The organism is Xinfangfangia pollutisoli (assembly GCF_020179405.1).
Lineage (GTDB): Bacteria > Pseudomonadota > Alphaproteobacteria > Rhodobacterales > Rhodobacteraceae > Pseudogemmobacter > Pseudogemmobacter pollutisoli.
Map to the genome: position 1 here is coordinate 1 of NZ_JAICBZ010000033.1, position 13,520 is coordinate 13,520.

Sequence of the window (13,520 nt, forward strand, 5' to 3'; positions counted from 1 at the left end):
GCCGGGCAGAGCGATCAGCCCCAGCCCGGCCAGCGCCAGCCCCGCCCCCGTCCAGCGCCGGGCCGGCACGGCTTCGCCCGAAAGGCAGGCGCCGGCGAACATCGTCACCTGCACCATGCCGAACAGGACCAGCGCCCCCAGCCCCGAGGGCAGGCCGCGATAGGCCAGCGAAAAGCCGAACAGATAGACCAGCAGCCCGGCCACGCCGCCCGCGCGCCCCGCCCAGCCCGGCCAAAGCGCGCCCCGTCGCAGCAGCAGCAACACAGCCAGCATCGCGCCGCCGCTGGCCAGCCGGATCACCGCAAACTCCACCGCACCGATCAGCCCCTGCCCCACCGCCATCCGGTTCAGCACCGAATTGGCGGCAAAGGCCAGCATCGCCAGCGCCGTCAGCAGGAAAAGCCGCATCTGCCGGTACGGTCAGAGCGCGTAGCTGAAATGGCCGGTCCACCAGCCATGATCGCTGGAAAACCGCGCCGCCAGCTTGACCAGCCCCGCGATCAGCCCCAGCGCCCCCAGGCCCAGCGCGGCGGATTTCAGCCCGCCCGGCGCGGCCGCCCGGGCCACGGCCGTCAAAAGCACGGCCAGAAGAGCCGTCATCACCAGATCCAGACCGAGATTCATCCAGACCAGTGTGGCCGGATCGTATTCGTCGGCCGTGACCGTAACCGCATTGACGGCGCCGAAGATCAGCACCGCACTCATGAACAGAACGACATATTGATTGGTCTTCATCTGGCGCGGATCTGCGGCCATGACACCCTCCTCGGCAGAAGCCGCATGGTGCCCGTATCCGCAGCCCATGGCAAAGCAAAAGGGCGGCCCGAGGGCCGCCCTTTCCCATCCCTTTGCAGGGGCTGGATCAGAAGTCCATGCCGCCCATGCCGCCGCCGGGCATCGCCGGAGCCGCCGACTTGTCGGCCGGCTTGTCGGCGATCATCGCCTCGGTGGTGATCAGCAGCGACGCGACCGAAGCCGCATCTTCCAGAGCGGTGCGGGTCACCTTGGCCGGGTCGATCACGCCGAACTTGAACATGTCGCCATATTCTTCGGTCTGCGCGTTGAAGCCAAAGTTCTTGTCGTTCGACTCGCGGATCTTGCCGGCGACAACCGCGCCGTCCACACCGGCGTTTTCGGCGATCTGACGCAGCGGCGCTTCCAGCGCGCGGCGGACGATGGCGATGCCCGCGTCCTGGTCGCTGTTGGCACCCTTCAGACCGTCCAGCGACTTGGCCGCCTGGATCAGCGCCACGCCGCCGCCGACGACGATGCCTTCCTGCACGGCCGCACGGGTCGCGTTCAGGGCGTCATCGACGCGGTCCTTGCGTTCCTTGACTTCGACTTCGGTCATGCCGCCGACGCGGATGACAGCGACGCCGCCGGCCAGCTTGGCCACGCGCTCTTGCAGCTTCTCGCGGTCGTAATCCGAGGTGGTTTCCTCGATCTGGGCGCGGATCTGCGACACGCGGGCCTCGATCTCGGCCTTGTCGCCGGCGCCGTCGATGACGGTGGTGTCATCCTTCTTGATCACGACCTTCTTGGCACGGCCGAGCATGTCGAGACCGACATTCTCCAGCTTCATGCCCAGATCGTCCGAGATCACCTGGCCGCCGGTCAGGATCGCGATGTCCTGCAGCATGGCCTTGCGACGGTCACCGAAGCCCGGAGCCTTGACGGCCGCGATCTTCAGGCCGCCGCGCAGCTTGTTGACGACCAGCGTCGCCAGGGCTTCGCCTTCCACGTCCTCGGCCACGATGACCAGCGGGCGCTGCGACTGGATCACGGCTTCCAGCAGCGGAACCATCGGCTGCAGCGACGAAAGCTTCTTCTCGTGCAGCAGGATATAGGCGTCTTCCAGCTCGGCAATCATCTTGTCGGCATTGGTGACGAAGTAGGGCGACAGGTAGCCGCGGTCGAACTGCATGCCTTCCACGACATCGGTCGAGGTTTCCAGGCCCTTGTTCTCTTCGACGGTGATGACACCCTCGTTGCCGACCTTCTGCATCGCGTCAGCGATCTGGCGGCCGATTTCGGCTTCGCCATTGGCCGAGATCGTGCCGACTTGCGCGACTTCGTCCGAATCCTTGACCGGGCGGGCCGCGGCCTTGATCGCTTCGACGACCTTGGCGGTGGCCAGGTCGATGCCGCGCTTCAGATCCATCGGGTTCAGGCCGGCGGCGACCGACTTCAGGCCTTCGCGGATGATGGCTTGCGCCAGGACGGTGGCGGTGGTGGTGCCGTCGCCGGCTTCGTCATTGGTGCGGGAAGCGACTTCCTTCACCATTTGCGCGCCCATGTTCTCGAACTTGTCGGCCAGTTCGATTTCCTTGGCGACGGTGACGCCGTCCTTGGTGATGCGCGGGGCGCCGAAGCTTTTCTCGATCACCACGTTGCGGCCCTTCGGGCCCAGGGTCACCTTGACGGCATCGGCCAGAACATTGACGCCACGCAGCATGCGGTCGCGGGCATCGGTCTCGAAACGTACGTCTTTCGCACCCATCGTGCTACTCCTCGAAATTCAGGTTGATGTGGGGAATCGGTCGGTCGGTCGGGCCCGGGGCCCGACGTCCTCAGGCGATGATGCCGAGGATGTCCGATTCCTTCATGATCAGCAGCTCTTCGCCGTTCAGCGTCACTTCGGTGCCCGACCATTTGCCGAACAGCACGCGGTCGCCCGCCTTCACCGACGGGGCGATCAGCTCGCCCGAATCCTTGCGCGCGCCTTCACCGACCGAGACGATTTCGCCTTCCGCGGGCTTTTCCTTGGCGGTGTCGGGGATGATCAGCCCGCCCTTGGTCTTTTCCTCGGACTGGACGCGACGCACGAGCACGCGGTCATGCAGCGGTTTGAAAGCCATCTGGTAACACTCCCTAGGTTCCAGGTTCAATTCGGTTAGCACTCGCCTTGGCTGAGTGCTAACGGCACCGAGATAGGCAATGCCCCCCGCCCTGTCAACACCCGCAGCCCAAGCTGTTTCGCGCCGGGGAAAGCAACGGGGCAAAGCAACCGGGCCAAGGCAACCGGGCGCGACGACGGGGCGCGGCGAAGGACTTGGCGGAAAATCCCCTGGCCCCCTTCTCCTTCGGCGCGTCGGGTGTCAGTCTGGCCGCGATGACCCGCCTGCCAGAAAGCCCGTTGCCGATGTCCCTGCCTGTTTCCCTTCGCGGCCTGGTGCCGGCCGTTCTTCTGGCGCTTGGCCTTTGGGCGCTGGCGCCCGCTGCCGCGGCGGATTGCCAGGGCCAGGATCTGATCGCCGCCCTGCCGGCGGCGGAAAGCGCGGCGCTGCGCGCGCGGGCCGGGGCCGAACCCTTTGCCGAGGGCAATCTGTGGACCGCGACGCGCGGGGCGGCGCAGATCACCCTTGTCGGCACCTATCACCTGGACGACCCGCGCCATGCCGAAACGCTGGCGCGGCTGGCGCCGCTGGTGGGCGCGGCCAGCGCCCTTTTGGTCGAGGCCGGGCCGGAAGAGGAAAAGGCGCTGATGGCACGCGTGGCCGCCGATCCCTCGACCATGTTCATCACCGAGGGGCCCACGCTTCTGGAGCGCCTGCCCGCCGCGACCTGGAACCGGCTGTCGCGCGCGCTGTCGGAACGCGGCATTCCGGGCTTCATGGCGGCGAAGTTCCAGCCCTGGTATGCGACGGTGATCCTGGCGATCCCGCCCTGCGCCATGGCCAACATGGCCGAGCCCAAGGGGCTGGACGGCATGCTGATCGACACGGCTACGGCGGCGGGCGTGCCGATCAAGGCGCTGGAACCCTATGACACGGTGTTCAAGCTGTTCGGCGACATGACCGAGGCGCAGCAGATCGCCATGGTCGATTCCTCGCTGGCGACCGAGGATCAGGCCGAGGATTTCGCGGCCACCCTGGTTGCCGCCTATTTCCGCGGCGAAAGCCGGCTGGTCTGGGAGATGATGCGCAAGATGGCCCATGACGCGCCCGGGGCCGATCCGGCCGAGGTCGATGCCGAATTCGCGGTGATGGAAAAGGCGCTGATGGAGGATCGCAACCGCGCCTGGATTCCGGTGATCGACGCCGCCTCGGCCGAGGGTCCGCTGGTGGTGGCCTTCGGCGCGCTGCATCTGTCGGGCCGGGCGGGTGTGCTGAACCTTCTGGCCGAAGACGGCTGGGTGCTGGCGCCGCTGCGCTAGGGCGGCAAGACCCCCGTCCCGGCGCCGCTTGCGGCGGGCGCGTGGAAATCGCCTGACAAGGCCCGCGCCCTCGGCTAAAAGCCCGGCCAAATCCAACCGATGAGAGCGCCCATGACCACCCTCGTTTTCGGCCATAAAAGCCCCGACACCGATTCCACCGGCAGCCCGATCGTCTGGGCCTGGTATCTGTCCGACGTGAAGGGCGTGCCCGCCAAGCCCGTGCTGCTGGGCGAGCCCAACACCGAAGCCGCCTTCATGCTGACGCATTGGCAGCTGCCGAAGCCCGAGATCGTCTCGGGCGTCGAGGCGGGCACATCGGTGGTGATCGTCGACACCAACAACCCGGCCGAACTGCCCGAGGGCATCAACGACTGCAAGATCGAGGCGATCATCGACCACCACATGCTGGTGGGCGGCATCAAGACCAAGACGCCGATCGACATCACCATCCGCCCGCTGGCCTGCACCGCGACCGTGATGCATGACCTGATCGGCGCCGATCTGGCCAAGGCGCCGAAGGCGATCAAGGGCGCGATGCTGTCCTGCATCCTGTCGGACACGCTGGAATTCCGCTCGCCCACCACGACGGCGCATGACAAGGCGGTCGCCGAGGCGCTGGCCAAGGATCTGGGCGTGTCGATCCCCGACTTCGCCGCGAAGCTGTTCGAGGCGAAATCCGATGTCTCGGCCTTCTCGGACGAGGCGCTGCTGCGGATGGATTCGAAGGAATATTCGATCGGCGGCAAAGAGCTGCGGGTCTCGGTGCTGGAAACCACCGCGCCGAAGCTGCTTCTGGACCGCAAGGCCAGCCTGATGGCGGCGATGCCGGGCGTGGCGCAGGCCGATGGCGCCGATCAGGTGCTGCTGTTCATCGTCGATATCCTGAAGGAAGAAGCCACGCTTCTGGTGCCGAACGATCTGGTCAAGACCATCGCCGAAGCCTCGTTCGGGGCCAAGGTTTCCGGCGATACGGTCGTGCTGCCCGGGATCATGAGCCGCAAGAAGCAGATCCTGCCGGCGCTGAAGGTCTGAGGTTTCGCCTGCGGAACCCCCGGGGGCTTTGCCCCCGGACCCCCAGGATATTTATGGACAGATGAAGGCAGGAGGCCCCCATGGCCCAGATTATCGCGTCGCTGGCTGAAGTCGGGGGGCGTTATGACGCTGTCTTCTGCGATCTCTGGGGCTGCCTGCATAACGGGCGCCAGCCCTTCCCCTCGGCGGTGGCGGCGCTGCAGACCTATCGGCGCGGCGGTGGAACGGTCGTGCTGCTGACCAATGCGCCGCGCCCCAAGGGCTCGGTCGTGGCGCAGCTGGACGGCATGGGCGTGCCGCGCGACGCCTGGGACGAGGTGGTGACCTCGGGCGATGCGGCGCAATTCGCGATGCTGTCGGGGGCGGTGGGCCGGCAGGTCTATGCGATCGGCTCCGAGAAGGACGAGCCCTTCTATACCGATTTCGCCGCCGATCTGGCCGAATATGCCGCCAGCCAGCCGCCGATCCGCCGCGTGGCGCGGATGGAAGAGGCAGAGGGCATCGTCTGCACCGGGCTGCGCGACGATCTGACCGAGACGCCGGCGGATTATCGGGCCGAGTTGCTGCTGGGCAAGACGCTGGGCCTGCCGATGCTGTGTGCCAATCCCGATATCGTCGTCGATTACGGCGACAAGCGGTTGTGGTGCGCGGGCGCGCTGGCGCGCGATTACGAACAGCTGGGCGGCCGGGCGCTGTATTTCGGCAAGCCGCATCCGCCGATCTACGATCTGGCCCGGCGCCGGCTGGGCGCGCTGCTGGCTGGCGCCGCGGCGGGCGATCCGCAGATCCTGTGCATCGGCGACGGGATCGGCACCGACATTCAGGGCGGGCTGGCCGAGGGGCTGGATACGCTGTTCATCTCGGGCGGCATCGACGCCGCCGCCTTCGGCCCCGATTCGGACCACCCGGACCCCGCCCTGCTGGAGCCCTGGCTGGCCGCCCGCCAGCTGTCGGCCACCTTCGCCCTGGGCCGGCTGCGCTGATCGTGAAACGGCGGCGCAACATAGTTGCGCCTTTGGTCGTATATGCGGAAATATCTTGCGCTGCAGAATTGCGCCGCGGTGCAGCATCTGCTAGTCTGCCCTTCAGCCCAGAGGGTATGCCCAAGGATGGCCGAGATGTTCGACACCACTCACAATCTGCCGCGCGGCACGATCTGCATCGAGGATCTGGAGATCGGGATGACCCGGTCGCTGACCAAGCAGGTGACCGATCGCGATATCGCGCTGTTCGCCGAGATCTCGACCGACCGCAATCCGGTGCATCTGGACGAGGCCTATGCCCAGGATACGATCTTCGAAGGCCGCATCGCGCATGGCATGCTGACGGCCGGGCTGATCTCGGCGGTGATCGGCGAACAATTGCCCGGGCATGGCACGGTCTATCTGGGGCAAAGCCTGAAGTTTCTGGCCCCCGTGCGGCCGGGCGATGTGGTGACGGCCGAGGTCAAGGTTCTGGCCATCGACCATGCCAAGCGCCGGGTGACCCTTGAAACTCTGGCTTCGGTGGGTCATACGCTGGTCCTTAAGGGCGAGGCCGTGGTGCTGGCGCCCAGCCGCAAGTTCGACTAGGGCCCCGCAGCGCCGGCGCCCTCCGCCGGAGAGCCGATGCAGATTCACCAGGACTGGCAGTGGCTTGCCCCCGAAGCGCGCGGCACGTCCTGCGCGCTGGGGAATTTCGACGGTGTGCATCTGGGGCATCAAAGCATCATCGACCTGGCCCGCGACAAGGGTCCCCTGGGCGTCATCACCTTCGAGCCGCATCCCCGCCAGGTCTTCCAGCCCGACGGGCCGTCCTTCCGGCTGATGAATGCCGAGGCGCGGGCGAATCGTCTGGCGAAGCTGGGCGTCGAACATCTGTTCCAGCTGCCCTTCAGCAAGGCGATGGCGGCCCTGTCGCCCGAGGCTTTCGTGACCGAGATCCTGTCGCGCGGCCTGGGCGTTTCGCATGTGGTGGTGGGCGAGGATTTCTCGTTCGGGCGCGACCGCTCGGGCGGGGCGCAGGATCTGGCGCGGCTGGGCGAAAGCCAGGGTGCAGGCGCGGGGTTCCGCACCACGATCGCGCCGCTGATCCGCCAGGGCGGGACCGAGATTTCCTCGACCGCGATCCGCCGCGCGCTGAGCGAGGGCCGGCCGCGCGATGCCGCGGCGATGCTGGGCCACTGGCACCGGATCGAAGGCGAGGTGGTGCATGGCGAAAAACGCGGCCGCGAGCTGGGCTTTCCCACCGCGAATATGGGGCTGGGCGGGCTGCATCTGCCGAAATTCGGGGTCTATGCGGTCGAGGTCGATGTGCTGACCGGGCCGCAGGCCGGGCGCTACATGGGCGCGGCCAGTCTGGGCGTGCGGCCGATGTTCGATGGCGAAGTGCCGAACCTGGAAACCTATCTGCTGGATTTCAAAGGCGATCTTTACGGCCAGCACCTGTCGGTGGCGATGGTTGACTATCTGCGCCCCGAGATGAAATTCGACGGCCTGCCGGCGCTGATCGCGCAGATGGAGGCCGATTGCGGCCGCGCCCGCGCGATCCTGAGCGCGGCCTGAGCCGGATCTGCACCCGCGGTCGCCCGGTGCGGCCGCAGCAAACGGGGGGTCACCATGGACGAGATCCGCATCCTGCCGCTGACGCCCGACCGGATCGGCGATTTCGAAGCCGTGCTGGGCCCGCAGGGCGCCTGTTATGGCTGCTGGTGTACCTATTTCCGTCTGCCGCCCAAGGCCCGCGCCACGCTGAGCGGCGACGAGCGTCATGCGCTGATGATCGCGCGGATCCAGGCCGGCCCGCCGCCCGGGCTTCTGGCCTATCGCGGCGCCGAGCCGCTGGGCTGGATGCAGATCGGCCCGCGGGCGGATGTGCCGCAATGGAACAACGCCCGCCGCGTCTCGGCGCCCCTGCCCGACGGGCCGGCCGATGATCCGGCGGTCTGGGCGGTGTCCTGCTTCTTCCTGCGCAGCGCGGCGCGGGGCCTTGGCCTGTCGCATGCGCTGGTGGCCGCAGGCATCGGCTTTGCCCGCGCCAATGGCGCAAGGCTGCTGGAGGCAGCACCCATGGTGAAGGCCAAGCAGTCGATATCGACCACGCTGTTCGTCGGCTCGGCCGCGGTCTTCCAGAAAGCGGGCTTCCAGACCGTCGCGCAGGTCAAGGAAGGCCGGCCCCTGATGCGGCTGGTGCTTTAGCCCCCTTCCCTTCGCCGCCGCTTCGGCGCAGGTTGCCGCCATGACTGACCTGCTGCGCCCCCGGTTCTGGGAAACCGTCCCCCTGTCGAAGATGACCCCCGCGGAATGGGAGGCTTTGTGCGATGGCTGCGGCAAATGCTGCCTGAACAAGCTGGAATATGACGACACCGGCGAGGTGGTCTACACCTGCGTCGCCTGCCGGCTGTTCGACAATGCGACCAGCGGCTGTTCCGATTATGCCAATCGCAAGACCCATGTGCCCGAATGCGTGGTGCTGACGCCAAAGACGCTGAAGAAAAGCGCCTATTGGATGCCGTCGACCTGCGCCTACAAGCTGCTGTGGCAGGGCCGCCCCCTGCCCGACTGGCACCCTTTGGTGACCGGCGATCCTGACAGCACCCACAAGGCGGGCCAGTCGATGCGCGGGCGCACCGTGTCGGAACTGACCGTGCCGGAAGAGGATTGGGAAGACCACCTGATCGAGGAAAGCCCGTGATGTTCTTCGCCTCGGACAACAGCTCGGGCGCCGCGCCCGAGATCCTGGCGGCGGTTCTGGCCGCGAATGACGGGCCCGCGCCCAGCTATGGCGCCGATGCGCTGATGGAGCGGGTCGTGGCGCAGATCCGGCAGATCTTCGAGGCACCCGAGGCGGCGGTCTATCTGGTCGCCACCGGCACGGCGGCCAATGCGCTGGCGCTGGCGCTGTTCTGCCCGCCCTGGGGCGCGGTCTTCTGCCAGGACAAGGCGCATGTGGCCGAGGATGAATGCAACGCGCCGGAATTCTTCACCGGCGGCGCGAAGCTGGTGCTGGTGCCGGGCGCCGATGGCAAGATGACTCCGGCCACGCTGGCCCCGCAGCTGGCGCGGATCGGCGCAGGCGGCGTGCATTCGCTGCAGAAGGGCCTGCTGAGCCTGACCAATGTGACCGAGGCCGGCACGGTCTATACGCCCGCCGAGACGGCGTCCCTGGCCGCGCTGGCCCGGGCCGCCGGCCTGCCTTGCCATCTGGACGGCGCGCGCTTTGCCAATGCGGTGGTGGCGACGGGCGCCAGCCCGGCCGAACTGACCTGGAAGGCGGGCGTCGACATCCTGTCTTTCGGCGGCACCAAGAATGGCTGTCTGGGCGTCGAGGCGGTGGTGATCTTCGACCCCGCGAAAGCCTGGGAATTCGAATTGCGCCGCAAGCGCGCGGGGCATCTGGTGTCGAAACACCGTTTCCTCTCGGCGCAGATGGCGGCCTATCTGCAGGACGGGCTGTGGCTGCGCCTGGCCGCGCAGGCCAATGCGATGGGCGCGCGGCTGGCCCAGGGGCTGGCGCGGCGGGGTGGCGTGACGCTGGCCCATCCGGTCGCGGCGAACATGATGTTTGCCGAATGGCCCGCCGGCACCACGGCCCGGCTGGAAGCGGCCGGGGCGCGGTTTTATGGCTGGCCGCTGGCCGAGGGGCGCGAGGGCGCGCGGCTGGTGACCAGCTGGAACAGCCGCGCCGACGAGATCGACGCTTTCCTTCAGGCGCTGGACGCGGCGCTTTAGCGGCCCGCGTTTTCGCCGCCCCGCGTCCGCCGGCCGGAGTGACGCCGAGTTTTCGTCGAAAACTCGGGCACCTCGGGGCCGCGCGCTCAGCTTTCTTGCAGATGGCGGCGGATCGCATCGGCCAGGGGGCCGGGATGGGTGATCGGCGCCATATGGCCGGCCCCGTCCAGCACGACCCGCCGCGCCTGCGGCAGGCGTGCGGCCAGGGCGGCCTGGATCGCGGGAATGACCGCCGGGCTTTCGCCCCCCTCGACCAGCAGGACGGGCCGGGACAGCGCCTCCAGCCCGCCGGGCCGCAGCAGGCCTGCGGCATCGTCCAGCAGCACCCGGTTCTGCGCCGGGATGATGTGGATCCGGTCCAGGATATAGCGCATTTGCCGCTCGGGCAGGCTGGCCAAGGGCCGGCCATCGCCCCAAAGCGCGTGAAAGCGGCTGGCCGAGGCCAGACGGTCTTCGGGCGTTGCGGTCGGCAGGTCCGCCTGGGCGCGCGCGAATTCGGCGAAGACCGGCGTGCCCCTGGCGGCGGCGAACAGAACCGGCTCGACCAGCACCAGGCTGCGGATCAGGTCGGGCCGTTCCAGCGCCAGGCGCAGGCACACCGTCGCGCCGAAACTATGGCCGAAAAGATCGACCGGCCCCGACGCGGCCAGACGCTGGGCCAGGACAGTTGCCGCCGCGGTGGTCAGCGCATGCAGATCGCTGCCCGGCCGCCAGTCTTCGGACCGGCCATGCCCGGGCTGGTCCATCGCGGTCAGGCTGATCTCGGGCAGCATCTCGGCCAGCCCCGCCCAGGCGCCGGCATGCGCCAGCGAGCAATGGATCGCCAAGGTGTGCCGCCCTGCCCCGCGGTCCCAGTGGCGCCAGGCGATGCGCTGGCCGGCGATAAGGTCTTCGGGCATGTCATCCTCGGTCTGGGGCGCGCGGCCCCCTCTGCTAGCCCCGCGCCCTGCCCGCGGCAAGCCTTCGGCCGCATGCCCCGGGATCAGGCCTGCGGGCCACGCCGTCGCCCCCGCATGCACCGATGACGCCGCACCCCCTTGCCTTCATCCCCCCGGGTGCTATGCCCCGCCGCAAGCGAATCCGCTGCCATCGGAGACCCCCATGCCCGCCATCACCGAGCCGAAGCTGATTTCCGGCAATGCGAACCTGACGCTGGCCAAGTCCATCGCCCGGCGCATGTCGATGCATCGCGGCATGTCGATCAGCCTGGTCGACGCCCGGGTCGAACGCTTCAACGATCAGGAAATCTTTGTCGAAGTGTTCGAGAATGTCCGCGGCGAGGACATGTACATCATCCAGCCGACCTCGAACCCGGCCAATGACAACCTGATGGAACTTCTGATCATGGTCGATGCGCTGCGCCGGTCCAGCGCCAGCCGCATCACCGCCGTGATCCCCTATTTCGGCTATGCCCGTCAGGACCGCCGCGCCAAGGCCCGCACGCCGATCAGCGCCAAGCTGGTGGCGAACCTGATCGCCCAGGCGGGCGTGGACCGGGTCTTGACGCTGGATCTGCATGCCGCGCAGATCCAGGGCTTCTTCGACATCCCCGTCGACAACCTTTACGCCTCGCCCGTGTTCAGCCTGGACATCCGCCACAATTTCCGCGGCCGGCTGGACGAGGTGATGGTGATCTCGCCCGACGTGGGCGGCGTGGCGCGGGCGCGCGAACTGGCCAAGCGGATCAACGCGCCGCTGGCCATCGTCGACAAGCGGCGCGAGAAGGCGGGCGAAGTGGCCGAGATGACGGTGATCGGCAACGTCAAGGACAAGGTCTGCATCATCGTCGACGACATCTGCGACACGGCCGGCACGCTGTGCAAGGCGGCCGAAGTGCTGATGGAACAGGGCGCGAAGGAAGTGCATTCCTATATCACCCATGGCGTGTTGTCGGGCCCCGCGGTCGAGCGGGTGTCGAAGTCGGTGATGAAATCGCTGGTGATCACCGATTCGATCCAGCAGGGCGACAAGGTTCAGGCCGCGCCGAATATCCGCATCGTGCCGACCGCGCCGATGTTTGCCCAGGCGATCCTGAACATCTGGGGCGGCATGTCGGTGTCCTCGCTGTTCGAGGATGAAACCCTGGTGCCGATCTACGAGGGCATGTACAGCACCACCGGCTGATCGGGCCGGCGTTAACCGCCGCGCAAGGGCTTTGGCCGATAAGGAAGGCACCCCCGGAGGAGCCTTCCATGCAGCCTGCCCATCGCCGTCACCGCCCAGACGTCGCGCCCGCGTCGCAGGTCGATGTGCTGGCCGAGGCGGCGGTCAGCCTGTCGCATGACATTGTCGATATTGCGGGCTTCCTGGACGGGGTCGATGCGGTGGCGCATGCCCAGGTTCAGGATCTGAACCGCGCCCGCGGCGCCGCCCGTGCCGTGGCCCAGGCCAGCCGCACCATGGCCGGGGCTTCCGAACGTACCGGGGTGGCGGTGAACCAGGTGGCGGGGGCGGTCCTGCAATCTTCCACCCAGGTCCAGGGCGCGCTGGGCGCCAGCGAAGAGGTGATGCGCTGGGTTTCCGGCGCGGGCCAGCGCATGGAAAAGATTGGTGAAATCGTCGGCAAGGTGCGCCAGTCGAACGGCCAGATCACGGAAATCTCGCGCGAGGTGAACATCCTTGCGGTCAATGCGCGGATCGAAGCGGCGCGGGCCGGCGATGCCGGGCGGGGCTTTATCGTGGTCGCGGATGCGATCAAGGCGCTGTCGCACCAGACCTCGACCGCGGCCGAGACGATCACCGACACGATCCGGCTTCTGGCAGGCGAATTGGCGACGCTGACGGCCGAAGCCGTGGACGTGTCGCAACGCGCCCAGCAGGGCCTGTCCGGCCTGACCGAGGCGGGCTCGGCGCTGAACGCGATGCAGGACCAGGCAGATGCGGGCCGCGCCGCCGCGGCCGAGATTGCCGCGCAGATCGAATCGGTGCGCCTGGCGCTGGCCGATTTCGGGCCGGCGCTGCGGGCCTTGTTCGACAATGTCGCCGACCAGGGCGCCAAGGTGACCGAGGCGCGGCGGCGCGCCAGCGGGCTGATCCAACTGGGCGAGACCATGGTTCAGCATGCGGTGGAGCTGGGCGGGGCGACCAGCGACCGCGATCTGATCGCCGGGGTGCAGCAGGGCGCCGAGCGGCTGGGCCGGGCCTTGGACGCCGCGGTCGACCGGGGCGAGATCGCCCTGCCGCAGCTGTTCGAGGCCCGCTATGCGCCGATCCCCGGCAGCAATCCGGTTCAGGTTCTGGCGCCCTTCACCGCGGTCACCGACCGGTATTTTCCCGCGGTGCAAGAGGCGCTTGCGCAGGGCGACCCGCGGGTGGTGTTCTGCGCCGCGGTGGATCGCAACGGCTATCTGCCGACCCATAACCAGAAATTCTCGCAGCCCCAGGGCCCGGATCCGGTCTGGAACGCTGCCCATTGCCGCAATCGCCGCATCTTCGACGATCGGGTCGGTCTGGGTGCGGGCCGGTCGACCGCGCCTTTCCTGCTGCAGGTCTATCGCCGCGACATGGGGGGCGGCCAATTCGCGATGATGAAGGACGTCTCGGCGCCGATCTTCGTCAAGGGCCGGCACTGGGGCGGGCTGCGGCTGGGCTGCGCCTTCTGACAGAAGCGGCAAGGCGCGCCC

General features: G+C 67.9%; 14 protein-coding genes and 1 pseudogene. 10 read left to right on the forward strand and 5 right to left on the reverse strand.

Annotated elements, in window-relative coordinates:
- From K1Y73_RS11305 to K1Y73_RS11320, 4 genes and pseudogenes are all read right to left on the reverse strand, one after another.
- Positions 1-408 (reverse strand): annotated as a pseudogene (locus K1Y73_RS11305) (EamA family transporter); the annotation flags it as partial.
- 12 nt (positions 409-420) lie between these two features.
- A complete protein-coding gene (locus tag K1Y73_RS11310; protein WP_225028402.1) occupies positions 421-756 on the reverse strand; it encodes a hypothetical protein in 336 nt (111 codons plus the stop codon).
- 106 nt (positions 757-862) lie between these two features.
- Positions 863-2,500, reverse strand: a complete 1,638-nt coding sequence (gene groL, locus K1Y73_RS11315) for a chaperonin GroEL (RefSeq protein WP_225028403.1) — start codon at positions 2,498-2,500, stop codon at positions 863-865.
- A gap of 70 nt (positions 2,501-2,570) precedes the next feature.
- Positions 2,571-2,858 (reverse strand): co-chaperone GroES, encoded by a 288-nt coding sequence (locus K1Y73_RS11320; protein WP_165014350.1) that lies wholly within the window; start codon positions 2,856-2,858, stop codon positions 2,571-2,573.
- Between the two features lie 284 nt (positions 2,859-3,142).
- Between K1Y73_RS11320 and K1Y73_RS11325 the strand changes: the two genes are divergently transcribed.
- The 8 genes from K1Y73_RS11325 (at position 3,143) to K1Y73_RS11360 (ending at position 9,897) form a co-directional block, all read left to right on the forward strand.
- Positions 3,143-4,156, forward strand: coding sequence for a TraB/GumN family protein (locus K1Y73_RS11325; protein WP_225028404.1), 1,014 nt, complete (start codon positions 3,143-3,145; stop codon positions 4,154-4,156).
- A gap of 111 nt (positions 4,157-4,267) precedes the next feature.
- Positions 4,268-5,188: a manganese-dependent inorganic pyrophosphatase gene (locus K1Y73_RS11330; RefSeq protein ID WP_225028405.1), complete on the forward strand. Its 921-nt coding sequence runs from the start codon at positions 4,268-4,270 to the stop codon at positions 5,186-5,188.
- Between the two features lie 80 nt (positions 5,189-5,268).
- The gene (locus K1Y73_RS11335) at positions 5,269-6,171 is read left to right on the forward strand and encodes a TIGR01459 family HAD-type hydrolase (RefSeq protein ID WP_225028406.1); all 903 of its coding nucleotides are present in this window, start codon (positions 5,269-5,271) and stop codon (positions 6,169-6,171) included.
- A gap of 135 nt (positions 6,172-6,306) precedes the next feature.
- Complete coding sequence (locus K1Y73_RS11340; RefSeq protein ID WP_225028407.1) at positions 6,307-6,759, forward strand: MaoC family dehydratase; 453 nt, start codon at positions 6,307-6,309, stop codon at positions 6,757-6,759.
- Positions 6,760-6,795: 36 nt separating this feature from the next.
- Complete coding sequence (locus K1Y73_RS11345) at positions 6,796-7,731, forward strand: bifunctional riboflavin kinase/FAD synthetase (RefSeq protein ID WP_225028408.1); 936 nt, start codon at positions 6,796-6,798, stop codon at positions 7,729-7,731.
- A 54-nt stretch (positions 7,732-7,785) separates the two neighbouring features.
- Positions 7,786-8,364 carry a GNAT family N-acetyltransferase gene (locus K1Y73_RS11350; RefSeq protein ID WP_225028409.1) on the forward strand — a complete coding sequence of 193 codons (579 nt, stop codon included), beginning with the start codon at positions 7,786-7,788 and terminating at the stop codon, positions 8,362-8,364.
- Between the two features lie 40 nt (positions 8,365-8,404).
- Positions 8,405-8,860, forward strand: coding sequence for a YcgN family cysteine cluster protein (locus tag K1Y73_RS11355; RefSeq protein ID WP_225028410.1), 456 nt, complete (start codon positions 8,405-8,407; stop codon positions 8,858-8,860).
- The gene (locus tag K1Y73_RS11360; protein WP_225028411.1) at positions 8,860-9,897 is read left to right on the forward strand and encodes a threonine aldolase family protein; all 1,038 of its coding nucleotides are present in this window, start codon (positions 8,860-8,862) and stop codon (positions 9,895-9,897) included. The genes K1Y73_RS11355 and K1Y73_RS11360 overlap by 1 nt, the downstream gene beginning before the upstream one ends.
- 86 nt (positions 9,898-9,983) lie before the next feature.
- Here the strand turns inward: K1Y73_RS11360 and K1Y73_RS11365 are convergent, their stop codons facing one another.
- On the reverse strand, positions 9,984-10,796 hold the full coding sequence (locus tag K1Y73_RS11365) for an alpha/beta fold hydrolase (protein WP_225028412.1): 813 nt from the start codon (positions 10,794-10,796) through the stop codon (positions 9,984-9,986).
- A 202-nt stretch (positions 10,797-10,998) separates the two neighbouring features.
- Here K1Y73_RS11365 and K1Y73_RS11370 point away from each other — a divergent pair, with 202 nt between their 5' ends.
- Positions 10,999-12,021, forward strand: coding sequence for a ribose-phosphate pyrophosphokinase (locus K1Y73_RS11370; protein ID WP_225028413.1), 1,023 nt, complete (start codon positions 10,999-11,001; stop codon positions 12,019-12,021).
- A 68-nt stretch (positions 12,022-12,089) separates the two neighbouring features.
- A complete protein-coding gene (locus K1Y73_RS11375; protein ID WP_225028414.1) occupies positions 12,090-13,499 on the forward strand; it encodes a methyl-accepting chemotaxis protein in 1,410 nt (469 codons plus the stop codon).
- Positions 13,500-13,520: the final 21 nt, after the last annotated feature.